The organism is Pseudomonas sp. M5, assembly GCF_016907075.1.
Taxonomy (GTDB): Bacteria; Pseudomonadota; Gammaproteobacteria; order Pseudomonadales; family Pseudomonadaceae; genus Aquipseudomonas; species Aquipseudomonas putida_E.
In genome coordinates this window covers 4,301,114-4,319,325 of record NZ_JAFBBH010000001.1, presented here as the reverse complement: position 1 = coordinate 4,319,325, position 18,212 = coordinate 4,301,114, and the positions used below count along the sequence as shown (strand labels likewise).

Here is an 18,212-nt window from a genome sequence, read left to right as displayed (position 1 = left end):
GCAATACCGTCAGGGGGTTCAGCGAAGGCGGCAAGTTTACCGCAACACCCCGGCCTACTTGCAGGTTTCGCCCTCAAGCGATGCAGTGGGCTGCGCCGGCCTGCGCCACTGCGGCAGGCCGATCAGCACCACGGCACTGATGATCACCGCCATCGCCAGGCATTCCTCTGCGCCGATCTGCTCGCCGGCAAAGACGATACCAAGCAACACTGCAACCGCCGGGTTGACATAGGCGTAGCTGGTGGCCGCCGCCGGGCGCACATGCTTGAGCAGGTACATGTAGGCGCTGAATGCCAGGATCGAGCCGAACAAGACCAGATAAGCCAATGCGCCCCAGCCTGCCGCAGTGGGCATCTGAGTCATGCGCTCACCCGACAGGGCGCTGCCCAACAGCAATACCGCACCACCGACCAGCATCTGGGCCGCACTGGCCATGGGGCCTTGGGGTAACGGCAGGCTCTTGCTCCAGACCGACCCGAACGCCCAGGCGGCAGCCGCAAACAAGATCAGCGCCGCACCGATGGGGCTGGCCTGCAGGTTAGAGCCGAGGTTGAGCAGGCCGATGCCAACCAGCCCAAGGACGATGCCCGCCCACTCCAGGCGCGAATTGCGATGGCCGAACAGCAGGCCAAACACCAAGGTAAACAGCGGCACAGTAGCCACCGCCAGCGCAGCGACGCCGGAGGCAACGCCAGCATGCTCTGCAACCGTCACGCCACCATTGCCGCAACTGAGCAGCAGAAAACCGATGGCCCCTGCCGCACGCCATTGCGGCCAGGTCGGCGCCGGCACCCCGCGCCAGCGCAAAAACCCATAGAGCAGGCCGCCGGCGATAAGGAATCGCACCCCGGCCATCAGCATCGGTGGCCAGGACTCCACACCGATGCGAATGAACAGGTAGGTCGAGCCCCAGACCAGGTACAAGGCCAGAAAGGCACCAATCAGCAATAACGGGAAGCGGCGGGAGGCAGGCATGGCAAAACTCGAAATCCGTTTACGGGGAAATGAGTTTAGGGAGCCTCGCCGCCAAAATTAAGTTACAAAACCGGATTAATTGGGCGGCACAATTTGCGTAATGACTGGGTATCCGGCGCAATGGCAATCAAGCGCCGCCGAGCCTCAATGCTTCAACAACAGACGCCCTTCGATCGGCACATAGCGGCTGGCCGCTCGGATCAGCGACATGGCGGTCAACCCCGGCACACCGTAGACCACCGCCTCGGCGCCATGACGCTGTATCACCCGCTCCAGCAGCAGGTCGAAATCACCATCGCCCGAAGCCAGTACTACCTGATCGACACGGCTGGCTGCATCGATCACATCCAGGGTTATCCCCACATCCCAGTCACCTTTGGCCGAACCATCGCTGCGCTGTATGAACGGCTTGAGGCGCACATCGAAACCAAGGTTGCGCAGGATCTGCTGGAACTGCTGCTGTTTGCTGTCCCCACGGTCGATGGCATACGCCACGGCCTCGACGATCTCACCCTCGCGGCTGACTTCAGACCACAGCGCGGTGTAGTTGAAGTGACAGCCATGGGCCTGGCGCACGGTGTAGTAGAGGTTCTGCACATCGGCGAACAGTGCGATTTTCTTCACTACATACCCTCGGCTGAAGGGGCGCAACGCGCCCCCGAAAATGCCAGCAGTATGCCAGACCGATCAGACGAAGGTGTCGTCGTCCGAGAAGAAGCCGCCATCATCGCTGCCATAATCGCTGTCAGCGAAACCACCCTGGTCAGCGCCCCAGCCACCATTGTCGGCCACCTGCGGCTGCGCGCCCTCGTCGTTCCAGCCAGCGGTATCACTGGCCGGGGCCGGTTCTTCCTTGATCACCTCGACCACCTCTTCCGGCTGCGAGTGGTGGTTGAACAGGCTGCTGATGCCTTGTGCCAGCAACACACCACCGGCCACACCGGCAGCGGTCTGCATCGCACCACCCAGGAAGCTGCTGGCACCACCCCGAGCCGGCGCGGCGCCGAAACCAGGTTGCGCAGCCTGCGGCTGGGAGAAGCCCGGGGCACTCGGCTCACGCCAACCGCCTGCCGACGCGACCGGCGTGGCAGGCCGCTGGGGCTGCTGTGATGGTTGGGCAGGCTGCGGATTACGCCCACTGGCGCCAAAGATGCTGGAGAGGAAGCCACCACTGCTGGTGCTGCTGGTGCGGGAAGCCTCGACCTGGGCACGAGCCTGTTTGAGCTCTGCTTCCAGTTGCTTGTTCTGTTCGTCCAGGCGCTTGAGCGCAGCCTCCTGTACCAGGATTGCCTGGGCCATGTAGTAAGGCGCCGCCGGCTGCTCGCGCAGGTGTTCCTCGATGCGCGCCTGGGCCTGTGCATCACGCGGCTGGCTGGGGTCTTCGGCTTGTTTGATGCGGCCAAACAGGCCATCGATCAGGGTTTGTTCTTCAGTGTTCATGGGCTACCTCGTGGGAAGCGGGACATCGGACGTGTCAAAGATGGGGCGCGCAGGCGGCGGATTCAATCACTGGCCTGGTGAAACTTTTTTCAGCAATTGACTGCTCTGGGCTAAAGTTAGGCCCCTGCTTTTACTGCCATGCGATGTTGACCGATGAATCCGCTGAGCGTTTTGCGCGACTCCCTCTACTTCTTCCGCCGCCACCTGGCAAACATCATCCAGCTGTGCTTGCCGCTGGTCGTACTCGAAGCCCTGGTAACCCAACTGTTGTACCAGCAGTTGGGCGACCAGGCATCACCGGCCTACAGCATGCTGGTGAGCCTGCTGTTCTACCCGCTTTACAGTGCAGCGCTGATTCTTTACCTCGACACCCGCAGCAACGGCCAGGAGATCCCCAAACGCGAGCTGTTTGCCCGCGCCATGCAGCTATGGCCGCAATTGGCGCTGCTGATCATGATCAGTTCGCTGCTGATCATGGCCGGGCTGGCGCTGCTGGTCTTCCCGGGGGTATGGATCATGATCAACCTGGTGTTCGCCGAATATCTGCTGGTGCTGCGCGGCCTGCCGGTGGTGCAGTCGATGCGCGAAAGCGCACGCATGACCACCGGGCACTTCATGCGCATCATGCTCTGCGTACTTGCCGTGCTCGCACCGATCTGGCTGATCGACGGGCTGCTGCTGATCGCCTTCCCCGAGCCTGCACCCGCCCTGGAGCTGGCCATGGCCAGCCTGCTCGGCTTCCTGCAGTTGTTCAGTACCGTGGTGCTGTATCGCCTGTTCATGCTGCTGGAGAGCAAGAACGACGCCTGAACTGCCTCCCAGTCAGGTACCGCGCGGTTTGGCCCGCGCGGTGGCCTCCGCCACCAGCGGGTCGTCCGGCCAGTAATGCTTGGGGTATCTACCCTTGAGGTCCTTCTTCACCTCTGCATAGGTGGTGCGCCAGAAGTTGGCCAAGTCCTGCGTCACCTGCACTGGCCGGCGCGCTGGCGACAGCAGGTGCAGCTTGACCTGCTGGCGACCTTGGGCGATGCGCGGCGTGTCAGCCAGGCCGAACAGCTCTTGCAGGCGCACGGCGAGGATCGGCGGGTTTTCACTGTAGTCGAGGCGGATACTGGAGCCCGACGGCACAGCCAGGTGCGCGGGCGCCCATTCGTCCAGGCGCTGGGGCAGCGGCCAGGGCAACAGATTACGCAAGATCGAAGGCAGGTCCAGGGCGGCGAAATGGCTCAGGCGGGAGACTTTGCCCAGATAAGGCTGCAGCCAGTGTTCCAGGCTGGCAAGCAGCGCCTCATCGCCCAGGTCGGGCCACTCGCTGTGGCCGTCTTTTTCCAGGTCAAGCTGGCGCAACAGCGCTATTCGCGCCTGCCACTGGCGTAGCTCTGGCGTCCAGTTCAGCAGGTTCAGGCCCTTGCGCCGTACCAGGCCGAGCAGTGCCCGGGCGCGGGCGTCATCATCCAGCCCAGGCAACGGTTCACGGCTGAGTACCAATTCGCCGACCTTGGTCTGACGCTCGGCACGCAACACCTGCTCGCGCTCGTCCCAGTCGAGAATGTCGACGCGCTCCACCTGTTCGGCCAGCACATCGTCGAGCAGCGCCGGGTCGAATTCGGCAGCCAGGTAAATCCGCTCTTCCCGCTGCCCCTGGCGGCTGCCCAGGTCGGCGATGACCAACCACGGGCATTTCATCAGTGCATCGGCCTCGGCGAACAAGGCGGCACGGCCGTTGGCCAGGCGATACTCGGCCCCGCCCTCGCGACGCTGCTGGGCAACCCGGTCGGGATAAGCCAACGCCAGCAGGGCGCCGAGCCAGCGTGGATGCTCAGGATCGGCAACCGCCGCACCGGCCTTGCCGCGCAATAGCCCCCGATACTGGCGGGCCAACTGCCGGGCACGCTGCACACCGCCCTGGCCGCCACGGCTGGCCTTGCTGTCACCGCTGATCAGCGCCAGCCGGTCATGCAGGTCGGCGCCACCTGCGCGCTGGATGTCGCGCTCGCCCAACAAGGCGGCAACATCGCAAGCCATCGCGGCCAAGCCCAGGTCCTGGCCGCGCAGCAGCAGGTGAGCGATTCGCGGGTGAGCCGGAAGCTCGGCCATGGCCTGGCCGTGTTCACTGAGGTTGTCGCGGCTGCCCAGCTTGAAAGCGCCAAGCCGCGCCAGCAGGTCCTGCGCCTGGGAAAATGCCGCCGCTGGAGGCTGGTCCAGCCAACGCAACTGGTCAGGCGCAACACCCCATCGGCCAAGTTGCAGCGCCAGGCCCGCAAGGTCTGCCTGGAGGATTTCGGCACTCCCATGCGCTGCCAGCTGGTCGTGCTGTGCCTCTGACCACAGGCGGTAGCACACGCCCGGCTCCAGGCGCCCGGCACGGCCAGCCCGCTGGGTGGCGCTGGCACGGGAGATACGCTGGGTGTCCAGGCGCGTCATGCCGCTGCCGGGGTCGAAACGCGGTACCCGGGCAAGGCCGGCATCGATGACCACGCGCACGCCGTCGATGGTCAGGCTGGTCTCGGCGATGTTTGTGGCCAGCACGACCTTGCGCAGGCCCTGGGGCGACGGATCGATGGCGGCACGCTGGGCATTGAGGTCGAGTTCGCCATGCAAGGGGCACAGCAGAATGCCCGGGCGCTCGGCCAATGATTCCTGCAAACGTTGGTGAACCCTGCGGATCTCAGCCTGGCCTGGGAGGAACACCAGCACACTGCCGGGTTGATCGGCCAAGGCCTGTAGCACGCTGTCCACCACCCGTGGCTCGATGAATTCCCCTGGCTGGAACGGCCGGCCCCAACGAATATCAACCGGGTACATGCGGCCTTCGCTGCTGATCACCGGCGCGTCGTCGAGCAGCCGGGACAGGCGCTCGCCCTCCAGGGTTGCGGACATCAGCAAAATTTTCAGCGGCGGGTCGTCGCGCAGCAGCTCCCGGCCATTGAGACTCAGCGCCAGGGCCAGGTCGGCATCCAGGCTGCGCTCGTGAAACTCATCGAAGATCAGCAGCCCTACCCCCTCCAGCGCAGGGTCTGCCTGCAACCGGCGGGTCAGGATGCCTTCGGTGACCACTTCGATACGGGTATTGGGCCCGACCTTGCTGTCCAGGCGAATGCGGTAACCCACCGTTTCACCGACTTTCTCGCCCAGCTCGCTGGCCAGCCGTTCTGCCGCCGCACGCGCCGCCAACCTGCGCGGCTCCAGCATCACGATGGTCTGCCCGGCCAGCCAGGGTTCATTCAACAGTGCCAGCGGTACACGGGTGGTCTTGCCTGCGCCGGGCGGCGCCTCGAGCACCGCTTCGTGACGGTTTTCCAAGGCATGGCGCAAAGCCGGCAGGGCAGCATCGATCGGTAAGGAAATCATGGTGGTCCTCGAACAGTCTGGCGAGTATAACGGCGAACCCAGCCTGCTCTATCATGGTCTTAGCATCAGGTGCCGGCGTATCGCCCCACCTTGAGGCAACTTTCTTCGGAGATTCAAATGCGCATCCCATCCCGCGTCATCGGTGGCGCCCTCATCGCCACCTTGCTGACCCAGCTGACGGCCTGCGGCACGCTGTTCTACCCCGAACGCCGCGGGCAGATCGAGGGCAAGGTCGACCCCGTAATCGTCGCCCTCGATGCCATCGGCATCCTGTTCTACGTGATCCCAGGCCTGATTGCCTTTGGCGTCGACTTCGCCACAGGTGCCATCTACTACCCTGGGGGCACCACGGCACAAGTAGCGCCAGAGAAACTGCGCGAGGCCATCAAGCCCGATGGCAAGGTCGACAACCTCAAGCTGCAGGCCATTCTCGAAAGCGAACTGGGCCAGCGCCTGCCGCTGGACGACCCGCGGTTGATCCAGCATCGCGGCAGCGTCGAGCAACTGGCAGCGTTCGGCCTGGTGCCGGCAGCCTGAAACCTGCAAGGAAACCACCGTCGGCATGATCACCTCGGCTGAACACCAGCGCCTGCTACGCCTGGCCACCCGGGCCTCGCTCGCGGTGGCCAGCATCCTCGTGCTGAGCAAGGCCGTGGCCTGGTGGCTGAGTGGCTCGGTCAGCCTGCTGGCCGGGCTGACCGATTCGGCGCTGGACGCGGTTGCCTCGTTCCTCAACCTGCTCGCAGTGCACTATGCGCTACGCCCGGCTGATGATGACCATCGCTTCGGCCACGGCAAGGCAGAAGCCTTGGCAGGCATGGCCCAGGCAGTGTTCATCGGCGTGAGTGCGGTACTGATCGGGGTTCAGGCCGCCGAGCGCCTGCAATCGCCACAGCCCTTGGGTGATACTGCAATCGGTATCGGCGTGATGTTGCTGTCGCTGGTACTGACGCTGGCCTTGCTGGCGCTGCAACGCAAGGTGGTGCGTGTGACAGGCTCAACGGCGGTGCGTGCCGACTCGCTGCATTATCGCTCTGACCTGCTGCTAAATGGCAGCATCCTGCTGGCCTTGCTGCTGGCGCGCTACGGCTGGCCGCAGCTGGATGCGCTGTTTGGCCTGGGTATCGCGCTGTACATCCTGTGGAGCGCACTGCAGATCGCCCGGGAAAGCACGGCAATTTTGATGGACAAGGAACTGCCCGGCGACATCGGCGAGGGCATGGTCGAACTGGTGCTGGGCATTGCCGGGGTCAAAGGTGTGCATGACCTGCGCACCAGGGTGTCGGGCAATCAGTGGTTCGTGCAACTGCATCTGGAGCTGCCGGGGCAGTTGCCGTTGCACGAAGCACATGCCCTGTGCGTTCAGGCCTCTGAAGTCATCCGCCAGCGTTATCCACAGGCCGATGTGATGGTGCATGCCGACCCCGTCTGAGGCTCAATTGATACTGTAGCCCCGGCCACTGAAACACGCCCCCAGCGCCCGCCGGTAGTTGTCTGCAACATTGGCCGGCGGTGCGCTGGGGGCGGTTGCGGGGTCGAAGTTGGACTGGCTCACCGCCCAACGGTGGCACTGGTAGCGGTCCTGGTCCTGCTGCTCCTGGCCTTGCCCATGCATCGGGTAGGCCACCACATCGTATGCGTTGCCTGAAGGGGCTTGCGCCACGGGCACCGGTGCCGGTGCAACCGCAGGCGGGCTGACCACCACGTACTCCTGGCTGTCTGCCAGGTACTGGTAATACGTATCGGCCACCAGGAAGAGCAAGGCACCCCCCACCCACACTTCACGTGCATAGGATGGCAGGTAGCCGACCCGCACCCCGTAAGGCGGAGCTACCACGATGTAGCTGCCGCCATGCGGGCGGTACCAGTAACCACCTGAGTAAAAATAGTCCTGCCCACGGTAGGGCACTTTCCAGTAGCGGTCCGGGAAATGGTCGATGCTATGCCCGGGGCGATACTGCGGCCCCGGCCCCCAGCCATTGCCATGGCCATCCGGCCGCCCCTGCCAGTCGCCACCAGGCCGTTGACCAGGGCCGCCAGCCTCCCAGTGCCGGTAATCGGCATTGCGCCGGGGAATATCCTGGTAGTAGCCCTGGCGGGCGGGCTGGGTCTGGTGCACTTCATCGCGCGAGTTGAGCGGCGAACGGCCTTCGTAACTACCGTTGGAATCCTGCCGGCCATTGCCACCATGCCCGTCGTCAGGGCCTTGGGCCATCGCCCCCAGGCAGATGCTCACGCCAAGCAAACCAACACCTGCCAACTGCCAGATGCGCGACTTCATGTTGTTCCTCACGGTCAAGATAACGGCACGCTGCCAGTCTACCGTGCCTGTAACGGACAAACAGATGAAATCGCGGCCATGAAAAAAGGGAGGCCTTGAGGCCTCCCTTTGAGAATTGTCGTCCGTGCTCGGCACTTGTGGCGCCGGCTCACCTCATACGCTCTTGTGGAGGTACGTAGCCCGGGGGCCTGGCGGATCCTGTTGGATGGCTGGCCGCGACCGCCCGCCTAGGGCGCGTCGCCGTGGACTGATGTCCGGGCAGTGATTCTGTTGATAAAGATACGGGACAGGGGGCGGCAGCGGATTGCGAAGATTGCTCAGATAAATAGCACTTGCGCAATTTTTAACCCTGGATCGATAATTCACCGCAATCTGATCAGAAAAGGCCTTTTCCATGAGCAAGCTTGACCGCTACGACCTGAGCATCCTCGCCGAATTGCAGCGCGATGCGCGCATTTCCAACCAGGAGCTGGCCGAACGCATTGGCCTGTCGCCCTCACCCTGCTCTCGTCGGGTCAAGCAACTGGAAGACGACGGCTATATCTCACGGCAAGTCGCCCTGCTCGACCGCAAAAAGCTTGGCCTGAGCCTGACGGCTTACGTGCTGATCGGCATGGACCGGCACACCCCGGAGCGCTTCGAGACCTTCGAGGCGGCCATCCGCAACTTGCCACAGGTGCTCGAATGCAGCCTTGTAACCGGCATGGATGCCGACTATCAGCTCAAGGTGGTGGTACCGGACATGGATCACTACCAGAAACTGCTATTGGGCAGCCTGACCCGCATCGAAGGCGTCACCAGCGTGCGCTCGAGCTTCGTGCTCAATCAGGTGCTGGCGAGTACCGAACTGCCCCTGACCCACCTTCGTTGATTGGCTGCTGAGCTTGCCTGGAGAACACACAGATGGATCCGGCTGTATTTGAAGAATGGATGATGATCATCCTGGTCACCGTGCTGATCGGTTTCATGGGCTTCATCGTCTGGGACTTGGCAAAGAAATCCAAGGCCGGGCGCTTTGGCACGATGATCCTGTTCTTCGTGCTAGGGCTGGGGGTGCTGGCCTTTATCATCAAGACCGTGGTCGTGGGGTTTCTGGAAGGGGTGTAGCGCCCTCTCAAGCCGCAGCGCCGGCAAGGCGGCGCCCACGAATGCCAAGGCCTGCGCATTTTCTGTGGGGGCCGGCTTGCCGGCGATGAAGCCAGCGAGCATTACAGCTTGGCCGGCACCTCGCGCCAACACCCCTGCTCCAGCCCATCCAGCGCCCAATCACCGATCCGCACCCGCACCAGGCGCAAAGTCGGCAAGCCCACCGCCGCTGTCATGCGCCGCACCTGGCGGTTACGCCCCTCGCGAATCACCAGTTCCAGCCAACTTGTCGGCACGCTCTTGCGAAAGCGTACCGGCGGGTTGCGCGGCCACAGCTCAGGCTCATCGAGGCGCCGTGCTTCGGCAGGCAAGGTCGGCCCGTCATTGAGCTGCACGCCCTCGCGCAAACGCGTTAGCTGCTCATCGCTCGGCTCGCCTTCCACCTGTACCCAGTACGTCTTGGCCAGCTTGTGCCTGGGGTCGGCGATGCGCGCCTGCAAACCGCCGTCGTTGGTCAGCAGCAGCAAACCCTCACTGTCACGGTCCAGCCGCCCGGCCGGGTAAATGCCGGGAATATCGATGTAATCCTTGAGCGTGACACGGCCATCGCTGTCGCTGAACTGGGTAAGCACATCGAACGGCTTGTTGAACAGGATCAGGCGAGGCTCGGCCGGTGGCGCCTTGGGCTGGCGCTTTGGGCCGGCAGGCCGCGCCTTGGGGTGGCGCGGCTTGGAACGGGGTGGCAGTGGCATGGATCCTCAGCGGAACGGCGGCTCATCGAAGCTGCGCAGTTTACGCGAGTGCAGCGAATTGAGCTCGGTGCGCAGTAGGTCGAGGGCGGCGATACCGATCTTCAAGTGCTGGCTGACCGCGCGGTTGTAGAAGGCGTTGGCCGACCCAGGCAGCTTGATTTCGCTGTGCAGCGGTTTGTCGGACACACACAGCAAGGTGCCATATGGCACTCGCAGGCGATAACCCTGGGCGGCGATGGTGCCGCTCTCCATGTCTACCGCCACGGCCCGCGACAGGTTGATCAGCGGCCGTTCCTGGGCCCAGCGCAGCTCCCAGTTACGGTCGTCGTATGTCAGCACGGTGCCGGTGCGCAGGCGCTTCTTCAATTCCTCGCCCCGCTCGCCGGTAACCTGGGCTGCCGCCTCCTGCAACGCCAGTTGCACCTCGGCCAGGGCCGGGATCGGGATGTTCGGCGGCACCACCCGGTCAAGGATACCGTCGCGGCGCATGTAAGCGTGCGCCAGCACATAGTCCCCGATGGTCTGCGACTGACGCAGGCCCCCACAGTGGCCGATCATCAGCCAGCAATGCGGACGCAGCACGGCCAGGTGGTCGGTGATGTTCTTGGCGTTGGACGGGCCGACGCCGATGTTGACCAGGGTGACACCATCACCGTCGGCGGCGATCAGGTGATACGCCGGCATCTGATAGCGGTGCCAGACCACGCTGGCCACCAGGGCCTGGGCCTCACCATGGTCCATGCCTTTTTCGATCGCCACGTTGCCCGGCAGCACCATGCGCACGAAACGCGGGTCGTCACGCAGCTGTTCAAGGCCATGGCTGATGAACTGGTCGACATAACGGTGGTAGTTGGTCAGCAGGATCCAAGGCTGCACATGGCGCCAGTCGCTGCCGGTGTAATGCACCAGGCGGCGCAGCGAGAAGTCCACGCGGGCGGCGTCGAACAGCGCCAGCGGCAGGGTTTCGGCACTGCCCCAGTCACACAGCCCGTCGGCGATGTTGTCGGTGGCGGCGGACAGGTCGGTACTGGGGAATACCCGTGCCAGCTCGGCGGCAGTGATGCCGCTGCCCGCCAGTTCATCGCCCTGGTCGACCACGTAAGGGTACGGGATGTTCTGCTCGCTGACGCCTACCTCGACGGTCACGGTGTAGTCGTGCATCAAGGGGCGCAACTGCTCGAGCAGATAACCCCGAAATGCCGCAGGCTGGGTGACTGTGACGCTGTAGGTGCCCGCCACCTGTACCTTGGCATAGGCACGGGTGGTGGCGGCGACTTCGCCGTGGCTGTAATAGGTCAGGCGCAAGGCCGGGTAGCGGTAAACGGCGCGCTCGTCGGCGTCCGGCTCGGTGCGGTCCTTCAGGTAACGCTTGAGGGCCTGGCTGAGGGCCCCGGTGGCCTGTTCATGCAAGGCCGCCAGACGGTCGACGGCCTGTTCGGGGGTATCAACGACTACAAAGGCTTGGCTCACACTGTGCTTCCTGTCTGGACATGCATGTCAGCCATCTTGCCTGCCTTCGCCGGTAAAAACACCCCCTGTCAGCCGTGCCAGACCGGCGTGGCCCGTGCCACCAACGCCTGGACATCGGCGCCACGCGGCAATGCCCCGTAAACGCGACCGCCGCCGGCCAGCCGGCTGCCGATGAAGGCATCGCTGACTGAGGTGTTGCCCGCTTCCAGCAACAGCTTGGCCTGCAGGGCCAGGGCGATGTCCTCGGTCAGCTGCCGGGCACGATACTGAATGTCGCCCGTGTCGGCGAACGCGCCCTTGAGATTGCCGATGTGCGCCGCCAGCCGTGGATCGCCATGGCCATCGCCCAGTTCAGCGAACAGCGCATCGAGCACACCCGGCTCCTTGGACAAGGCACGCAGTACGTCCAGGCACTGGACGTTGCCCGAACCTTCCCAGGTGGAATTGACCGGTGCTTCGCGGTACAAGCGCGGCAGGATGCTGTCCTCGACATAACCGGCGCCGCCCAGGCATTCGGCAGCTTCGTTGATCATCGCCGGCGCGCGCTTGCAGATCCAGTACTTGCCCACCGCCGTGACCAACCGGGCGAAGTGCGCCTGCTGCGGATCATCGAGTTGCTCTAGCGCTTGCCCCATGCGCAGGCTCAAGGCCAGGGCCGCTTCGCTTTCCAGTGCCAGATCGGCCAGCACGTTCTGCATCAGCGGCTGCTCGCTCAGTACCCGGCCGCCGACCTTGCGGTGCGCGCAGTGGTGGGTAGCCTGGGTCAAGGCCTGGCGCATCAGGGCGCTTGAGCCGACCATGCAGTCGAAGCGGGTCATGGCCACCATCTCGATGATGGTTGGCACTCCGCGCCCCTCCTCGCCGACCATCCAGGCCAGAGCGCCACGCAGCTCCACTTCGCTGGAAGCATTCGAGCTGTTGCCAAGCTTGTTCTTCAGGCGCTGGATGTAGAACTGGTTACGGCTGTCATCCGGGCGATGGCGTGGCAAGAGGAAACAGCTCAAGCCTTTGTCGGTCTGCGCCAGTGTCAGGAAGGCGTCGCACATCGGCGCCGAACAGAACCATTTATGCCCAACCAGCTCGTAGGCCTGGCCCGGCCCCGGGCTGCCGACAGGATAGGCGCGGGTGGTGTTGGCGCGTACATCGGTACCGCCCTGCTTTTCTGTCATGGCCATACCGATGGTCACGCCCGCCTTGTGCTGATCGCCGACGTTGCGGGGGTCGTACTCGCGGGCGAGAATCTTCGGCAACCAGTACTCGGCCAGCTCAGGCTGCAGCCTGAGTGCGGGGACAGCGGCAAAGGTCATGGTCAGCGGGCAACCGGTACCGGCTTCTGCCTGGCTGTGCAGGTAAGTCATCGATGCCCGGGCTACATGGGCGCCGGGGCGCGGCTCGGCCCAGGGCAACGACGGCAGGCCGTGTTCGACGGCCGTACGCATCAGCTCGTGGTAGGCGGGGTGGAACTCCACCAGGTCGATGCGGTGCCCGTAACGGTCATGGCTGCTGAACGCTGGTTTGTGCGCGTTGGCCAGAAAGCCTGCGACCATCAGGGGCCCACCGGCCAAGGCACCGTAGGCATCGATCCGCGATTCGGCCCAGCCGGCACCGAAACGCCGCGACCACTCCTGCAGTGGCAGGTCCAGGCGGTACAGGTTGGCGCCGTCGAGGGACGGTGGCTGATTGGTGACTTCGTGGGTTTCAGCGTACTGGTGCAGGTTCATCGGGAGCTCCTGGGGCCGGGTATGCATGAAAGTCCCAGTGAAGCACTCCCTGTGGGCCAGTCAAAGTGACAATAATGACTAAACAGGTGGCAACGCACACCATCGTGGCATGCGCCCGGCAGCCTTCAGAACCGGGTAACCCCCGAAGCCGCCCTGCCCGCCGTTACCTGCACCTGCGCTATCGCCACATTCAGCGTCAACTCGAAACGGCTGCCCAACCCCCGCGTAGACTCATGCATCAACGTGCCCCCCAGCACCTCGCCCAACTGCCGGCAGATCGACAGGCCGATGCCCAGGCCACCGTAGCGCCGGGTCATCGAGCCATCGACCTGGAAGAAGCGCTGATACAGGATCGCCTGGTCCAGGTCATCGAAGCCGATGCCGCTGTCACTGACAGTGAAAGTCAGCGCCAGGCTGTCGGGCCCAAGCCGACGGCCGCGCACCTGAACCATCACGCCGCCCTGGTGGGTGAACTTCAGGCCATTGTCTACCAGGCAACCCAGGCAGCGCGTCAACTTATGCGCATCGCCAAGCAGTTCGTCCGGCAGCTCTGCGGGAATGTCCAGGCTCAGGTAAAGCCCTTTGCCAAGGGCCGCTCCAGCGTAGCCGGCACGCAGGTCCTGAAGCGTGCGGCGCAAGCTGAACGGCACCGGCTGCGCGCGCAGGCGACCTGCCTGCAGCTCGGTGAGGGTAAGAATATCGTCGACCATGTCCATCATGTTCTGCGCAGAGCCCACCGCCGTGCGGTGGTACTGGGCCATCTCGGCGCTCAGCGGCAATGTGTGCATCAGCTCCAGCGAGCCGATAACACCGTTCATCGGGGTGCGCAGTTCATGGGTGATCGTGGCCAGGAATTCATCCTTGAGGTGGTTGCTCCTGGCCAGCTGCTGGTTCAGTTGTTCCAGTGTCCGCCCGGTATCACGCAGGGTCTGCGCCTGCTGTTCGCGCATGCTGTTGATACGGTCGGCCAGGGCCAGGGACAACAACGCCACTTCCAGCGCCGCACCGAGCTGGCTGGCATACATGGTCAGGAACACATTGGGCAGGTACCCCAGCACCATCAGGGTATTGACCAGCCCGCCCAGCAGGAACGCCGTCCAGGCAATGATGAACCAGCGAGCCACGCGCAGACCGCGCACCCAGGCGTATAGCCCCGCAGTGAAAATGCTGACGGTGAACAGCAGGGCCAGCACAGTGGCCATGCGCAAGGCAATGCCATAGGGCATGCTCACCGCCAGCAGCATCACCAGCACTGCCCCGAGCATCAACAGTTGCAGCAGCCGATCGAACCCTCGGCTGATCGTGCCCAGGCGCAGGAAGTGGCGGGCGAACTGGCAACCGAACAAGCCGGCAGCACCGATGAACAAGGGCGTGGCGGCATTCGCCCACCAGGGGCTGTTCGGCCAGAAGTACGCCACCCCTGCGCCGTTGACCGACACCTGGTAGAAGCCGAACGAGGCAATATAGAGGATGTAGTAGAGGTAACTGACGTCCCGAACGCTGAGGAAGATGAACAGGTTGTACACCAGCATCACCAGCAACACCCCGTAGATCATCCCCAGCACATACAGGCGCGTGGGCTGCTCTTCCATGTAGGCCTCGGCAGACCACAGCGCCAACGGCGCCTGTACCGAGCCCTGGCTGTGCAGGCGCAGGTAGACGGTGGTCGCCTGATTGGGCTGCAGCGGCAGTTCGAACAGGTAGTTGTTCTGGCGGATCTGCCGGCTGTCGTAGGGCAAGGCATCGCCTGTACGCTGTGCCAGGCGGTAGGTACCATCGGCGCCCGGCAGATAGAGCTCGAGGTGATCCAGCGGCGGGTACGCCAGCTCCAGCAACCATTGGCGCGGTGCGGGGTTGGCCGAGGCCAGGTAGCGCAAATCGACCTTGAGCCAGAACACCGAAGTCGAATAGCCGGCATTCAGCACTTGTTCACGGTGCAGGCGAAAACGCTTGGCGAAGGTGGGCGCGGTAACCTGGGCGATGCTGGCGCTGCCCTCGCGGTCTTCATAGACCTGCATGGTGCTGCCCAGCGAAAGGTACCGGGTGGTGTCGTCGAAATCGACCGCAGTGGCCAGCACGGGCAAGCAGCCCAGAAGCAAAATCAGCAAATAGCGCATACGGCCCCAGCATGGCGTGCCCGGACACGTCGCAATGGCCCCCTATCCCTATGAGACGACGAATTCCGGTAAAGCCCGTTTATCGAGTTATCCGAGCACTCTAGCATAGCTTTGAAGGCTGGCAACGGGCCATCTTGATTTAAGCTTAAAAGGCTCTAGATCAGTGCTTTCAGGCCAGTTAAAAGCACAAAGCTGACCCATCGATCAACAAAACCCGTTTGTAGGACGATCCGTACAAAAGGGTTTGGTGGTAAGCTCGCCGACCATGAATACCTACAGCTCCCGCCCCGTTGTCCTCTGTCTATCCGGCCACGACCCAAGTGGCGGTGCCGGCTTGCAGGCAGATATCGAAGCCCTGATCGCCCAAGGCTGTCACGCCGCACCTGCGGTGACCGCCCTGACCGTGCAGGATACCGTCAATGTTTCCGACTTCCGCGTGCTCGACCGCGAGTGGGTGCTGGCCCAGGCCAATGCCGTACTGGCCGACTCCACGGTAGCCGCGGTCAAGCTGGGCATGCTCGGCTCGATCGAAATGGTCGATACCGTCGCCGAACTGCTCAGTGCCCACCCGCACCTGCCGGTGGTCTGCGACCCGGTGCTGCGCGCCGGTGGCGGTGGCCGGCTGGGCAAGGACGAGGTCGGCTATGCCCTGCGCGAGCGCCTGTTGCCGCTGGCCGCCATCGCCACCCCTAACCTGCCCGAGGCCCGCATTCTTGCCGAACTGCCCGAAGGTACGGCAGACGAGTGTGCCGAAAAATTGTTGCCGTTCTGCAAACACCTGCTGATCACCGGTGGCCACGGCGACGAAGACGAAATCCACAACCGCCTGTACAGCCGCGATGGCCAGCGTCATACCTGGACCTGCCAGCGCCTGCCTGGCAGCTACCACGGCTCGGGTTGTACCCTGGCCAGCACGTTGGCCGGCCGCCTGGCCTTGGGCGAAGCCCTGCAAAGCGCCGTGCGCAGTGCACTCGACTACACCTGGCGCACCCTGCGTGACGCCGAGCAGTTGGGCAAGGGCCAGTTCGTCCCGCGCCGCCTGCCCCTGGACTTCTGCTCCTGATACGAGGCTTTCTGATGAAGCTACGCGGTCTGTATGCAATCACCGACAGCCAGCTGCTCGCCGGCCGTTTCCTGTCCCATGTCGAGGCGGCACTGGAAGGCGGCGTGCGCCTGCTGCAGTACCGCGATAAAAGCGATGATGACGCCCGTCGACTGCGTGAAGCCCAAGCGCTTCTCAAGCTCTGCGAACGCTACGGCACCGAGCTGGTCATCAACGACGACGCCGAACTGGCTGCGCGCCTGGGCGTCGGTGTGCATCTGGGGCAGACCGACGGCCCATTGACCCCGGCGCGTGCGCTGCTGGGCCGCCAGGCCATCATTGGCTCGACCTGCCACGCCAGCCTCGACCTGGCCGCCCAGGCTGCCAGCGAAGGCGCCAGTTATGTCGCCTTTGGCCGTTTCTTCAATTCCGTGACCAAGCCCGGTGCACCCGCTGCCGATGTTGGCCTGCTGGCGCAGGCCCGGGCCCAGGTCAAACTGCCGCTCGCCGTGATCGGCGGCATCACCCTCGACAACGCCGCCCCGCTGGTCGCCCACGGTGCCGACCTGCTGGCGGTGATCCATGGCCTGTTCGGTGCCGACAGCGCGCAGGAAGTCACCCGCCGCGCCCGCGCCTTCAACGCCCTGTTCGCTTCCTGATTTCAAGAGAAGATCCCATGTCCCGTTCCGAATCCCTGTTCGCCCAAGCCCAGAAGCACATCCCAGGTGGCGTCAACTCGCCGGTCCGCGCCTTCAAGAGCGTCGGCGGCACCCCGCTGTTCTTCAAGCATGCCGAGGGCGCCTATGTCGTCGACGAAGACGACAAGCGCTATGTTGACTACGTGGGTTCGTGGGGCCCGATGATCCTCGGCCACGGCCACCCACAGGTGCTCGACGCGGTGCGCAACCAGTTGCAGCACGGCTTGTCCTACGGCGCGCCGACCGCCATGGAAACCGAGATGGCAGACCTTGTCTGCTCGCTGGTGCCGTCCATGGAAATGGTACGCATGGTCAGCTCCGGCACCGAAGCCACCATGAGCGCGATCCGCCTGGCCCGGGGTTACACCGGCCGCGACGCCATCATCAAGTTCGAAGGCTGCTACCACGGCCACTCCGACAGCTTGCTGGTCAAGGCCGGCTCCGGTTTGCTGACCCAGGGCGTGCCAAGCTCGGCAGGCGTGCCGGCGGACTTCGCCAAGCACACCCTGACCCTGCCGTTCAACGACATCGCTGCAGTCGAGAAGACCCTGGCCGAAGTCGGCCAGACCGTAGCCTGCATCATCGTCGAGCCAGTGGCCGGCAACATGAATTGCGTACCCCCAGCGCCTGGCTTCCTCGAAGGCCTGCGCGAGCAGTGCGACAAGCACGGCGTAGTGTTGATCTTCGACGAAGTGATGACGGGCTTTCGCGTCTCGCTGGGCGGCGCCCAAGGCTACTACGGCATCACGCCGGACCTGTCGACCTTCGGCAAGATCGTCGGCGGCGGCATGCCGGTCGGCTGTTTCGGCGGCAAGCGCGAGATCATGGGCTGCATCGCCCCGCTGGGCCCTGTGTATCAGGCCGGTACCCTGTCGGGTAACCCGCTGGCCATGGCCGCAGGCCTGACCACGCTGAAGCTGATCAGCCGCCCGGGCTTCCACGACGAGCTGAGCGGCTTCACCAGCCGCATGCTCGACGGCCTGCAGCAGCGCGCAGATGCCGCTGGCGTGCCGTTCGTGACAACCCAGGCAGGTGCCATGTTCGGCCTGTACTTCAGCGGCGCCGACGATATCGTCACCTTCGATGACGTGATGGCCAGCGATGCCGAGCGCTTCAAGCGCTTCTTCCACCTGATGCTCGACGGTGGCGTCTACCTGGCACCTAGCGCGTTCGAGGCCGGCTTTACCTCGATCGCACACGGTGACAAGGAGCTGCAGATCACCCTGGATGCGGCTGAGCGGGCATTTGCCGCACTGAAGTAAAGCGCGGCCAGAGCTCT

At 64.0% G+C, this 18,212-nt stretch carries 17 protein-coding genes; 8 read left to right on the top strand and 9 right to left on the bottom strand.

Features of this window, described 5'->3' with window-relative positions:
• Nucleotides 1-54: 54 nt before the first annotated feature.
• The 3 genes from yedA to JOE27_RS19680 form a co-directional block, all read right to left on the bottom strand.
• Nucleotides 55-975 (bottom strand): drug/metabolite exporter YedA, encoded by a 921-nt coding sequence (gene yedA, locus JOE27_RS19690; protein ID WP_012312589.1) that lies wholly within the window; start codon nt 973-975, stop codon nt 55-57.
• A gap of 144 nt (nt 976-1,119) precedes the next feature.
• Nucleotides 1,120-1,599, bottom strand: a complete 480-nt coding sequence (locus JOE27_RS19685; protein ID WP_012312588.1) for an NYN domain-containing protein — start codon at nt 1,597-1,599, stop codon at nt 1,120-1,122.
• A 63-nt stretch (nt 1,600-1,662) separates the two neighbouring features.
• Nucleotides 1,663-2,415 carry a DUF2076 domain-containing protein gene (locus JOE27_RS19680; protein ID WP_125923519.1) on the bottom strand — a complete coding sequence of 251 codons (753 nt, stop codon included), beginning with the start codon at nt 2,413-2,415 and terminating at the stop codon, nt 1,663-1,665.
• Nucleotides 2,416-2,568: 153 nt separating this feature from the next.
• Here JOE27_RS19680 and JOE27_RS19675 point away from each other — a divergent pair, with 153 nt between their 5' ends.
• A complete protein-coding gene (locus JOE27_RS19675; RefSeq protein ID WP_115273504.1) occupies nt 2,569-3,225 on the top strand; it encodes a YciC family protein in 657 nt (218 codons plus the stop codon).
• Nucleotides 3,226-3,237: 12 nt separating this feature from the next.
• Here JOE27_RS19675 and hrpB read toward each other — a convergent pair whose 3' ends face one another.
• Nucleotides 3,238-5,766 (bottom strand): ATP-dependent helicase HrpB, encoded by a 2,529-nt coding sequence (gene hrpB, locus JOE27_RS19670; RefSeq protein WP_204919527.1) that lies wholly within the window; start codon nt 5,764-5,766, stop codon nt 3,238-3,240.
• 117 nt (nt 5,767-5,883) lie between these two features.
• Between hrpB and JOE27_RS19665 the strand changes: the two genes are divergently transcribed.
• Together JOE27_RS19665 and JOE27_RS19660 are read left to right on the top strand one after the other, a co-directional pair.
• The gene (locus JOE27_RS19665) at nt 5,884-6,303 is read left to right on the top strand and encodes a polyribonucleotide nucleotidyltransferase (RefSeq protein ID WP_204919525.1); all 420 of its coding nucleotides are present in this window, start codon (nt 5,884-5,886) and stop codon (nt 6,301-6,303) included.
• Nucleotides 6,304-6,328: 25 nt separating this feature from the next.
• Nucleotides 6,329-7,198 carry a cation diffusion facilitator family transporter gene (locus JOE27_RS19660; protein ID WP_012312582.1) on the top strand — a complete coding sequence of 290 codons (870 nt, stop codon included), beginning with the start codon at nt 6,329-6,331 and terminating at the stop codon, nt 7,196-7,198.
• A 3-nt stretch (nt 7,199-7,201) separates the two neighbouring features.
• On the opposite strand, the gene JOE27_RS19655 is transcribed toward JOE27_RS19660, so the two are convergent.
• On the bottom strand, nt 7,202-8,047 hold the full coding sequence (locus JOE27_RS19655) for a DUF6515 family protein (RefSeq protein ID WP_204919522.1): 846 nt from the start codon (nt 8,045-8,047) through the stop codon (nt 7,202-7,204).
• A 394-nt stretch (nt 8,048-8,441) separates the two neighbouring features.
• Between JOE27_RS19655 and JOE27_RS19650 the strand changes: the two genes are divergently transcribed.
• Together JOE27_RS19650 and JOE27_RS19645 are read left to right on the top strand one after the other, a co-directional pair.
• Nucleotides 8,442-8,918 (top strand): Lrp/AsnC family transcriptional regulator, encoded by a 477-nt coding sequence (locus tag JOE27_RS19650; protein WP_003249795.1) that lies wholly within the window; start codon nt 8,442-8,444, stop codon nt 8,916-8,918.
• Between the two features lie 32 nt (nt 8,919-8,950).
• Nucleotides 8,951-9,154 (top strand): DUF2788 domain-containing protein, encoded by a 204-nt coding sequence (locus JOE27_RS19645; RefSeq protein WP_012312580.1) that lies wholly within the window; start codon nt 8,951-8,953, stop codon nt 9,152-9,154.
• 101 nt (nt 9,155-9,255) lie between these two features.
• On the opposite strand, the gene JOE27_RS19640 is transcribed toward JOE27_RS19645, so the two are convergent.
• The 4 genes from JOE27_RS19640 to JOE27_RS19625 form a co-directional block, all read right to left on the bottom strand.
• Complete coding sequence (locus JOE27_RS19640; protein ID WP_239539346.1) at nt 9,256-9,885, bottom strand: pseudouridine synthase; 630 nt, start codon at nt 9,883-9,885, stop codon at nt 9,256-9,258.
• Nucleotides 9,886-9,891: 6 nt separating this feature from the next.
• Nucleotides 9,892-11,355 carry an AMP nucleosidase gene (gene amn / locus JOE27_RS19635; protein ID WP_046785144.1) on the bottom strand — a complete coding sequence of 488 codons (1,464 nt, stop codon included), beginning with the start codon at nt 11,353-11,355 and terminating at the stop codon, nt 9,892-9,894.
• Between the two features lie 68 nt (nt 11,356-11,423).
• Nucleotides 11,424-13,076, bottom strand: coding sequence for an acyl-CoA dehydrogenase family protein (locus JOE27_RS19630; protein ID WP_204919520.1), 1,653 nt, complete (start codon nt 13,074-13,076; stop codon nt 11,424-11,426).
• 125 nt (nt 13,077-13,201) lie between these two features.
• Entirely contained in the window at nt 13,202-15,193 is a 1,992-nt protein-coding gene (locus tag JOE27_RS19625; protein WP_204919517.1) for a hybrid sensor histidine kinase/response regulator, read from the bottom strand.
• A gap of 265 nt (nt 15,194-15,458) precedes the next feature.
• On the opposite strand from JOE27_RS19625, the gene JOE27_RS19620 reads away from it, so the two are divergent.
• The 3 genes from JOE27_RS19620 to hemL are packed head-to-tail and all read left to right on the top strand — an operon-like array spanning nt 15,459 to nt 18,195.
• Entirely contained in the window at nt 15,459-16,256 is a 798-nt protein-coding gene (locus tag JOE27_RS19620) for a hydroxymethylpyrimidine/phosphomethylpyrimidine kinase (RefSeq protein ID WP_046785141.1), read from the top strand.
• Between the two features lie 14 nt (nt 16,257-16,270).
• Nucleotides 16,271-16,894, top strand: a complete 624-nt coding sequence (gene thiE, locus JOE27_RS19615) for a thiamine phosphate synthase (RefSeq protein ID WP_046785140.1) — start codon at nt 16,271-16,273, stop codon at nt 16,892-16,894.
• A gap of 17 nt (nt 16,895-16,911) precedes the next feature.
• Nucleotides 16,912-18,195, top strand: coding sequence for a glutamate-1-semialdehyde 2,1-aminomutase (hemL, locus tag JOE27_RS19610; protein WP_115273497.1), 1,284 nt, complete (start codon nt 16,912-16,914; stop codon nt 18,193-18,195).
• Nucleotides 18,196-18,212: the final 17 nt, after the last annotated feature.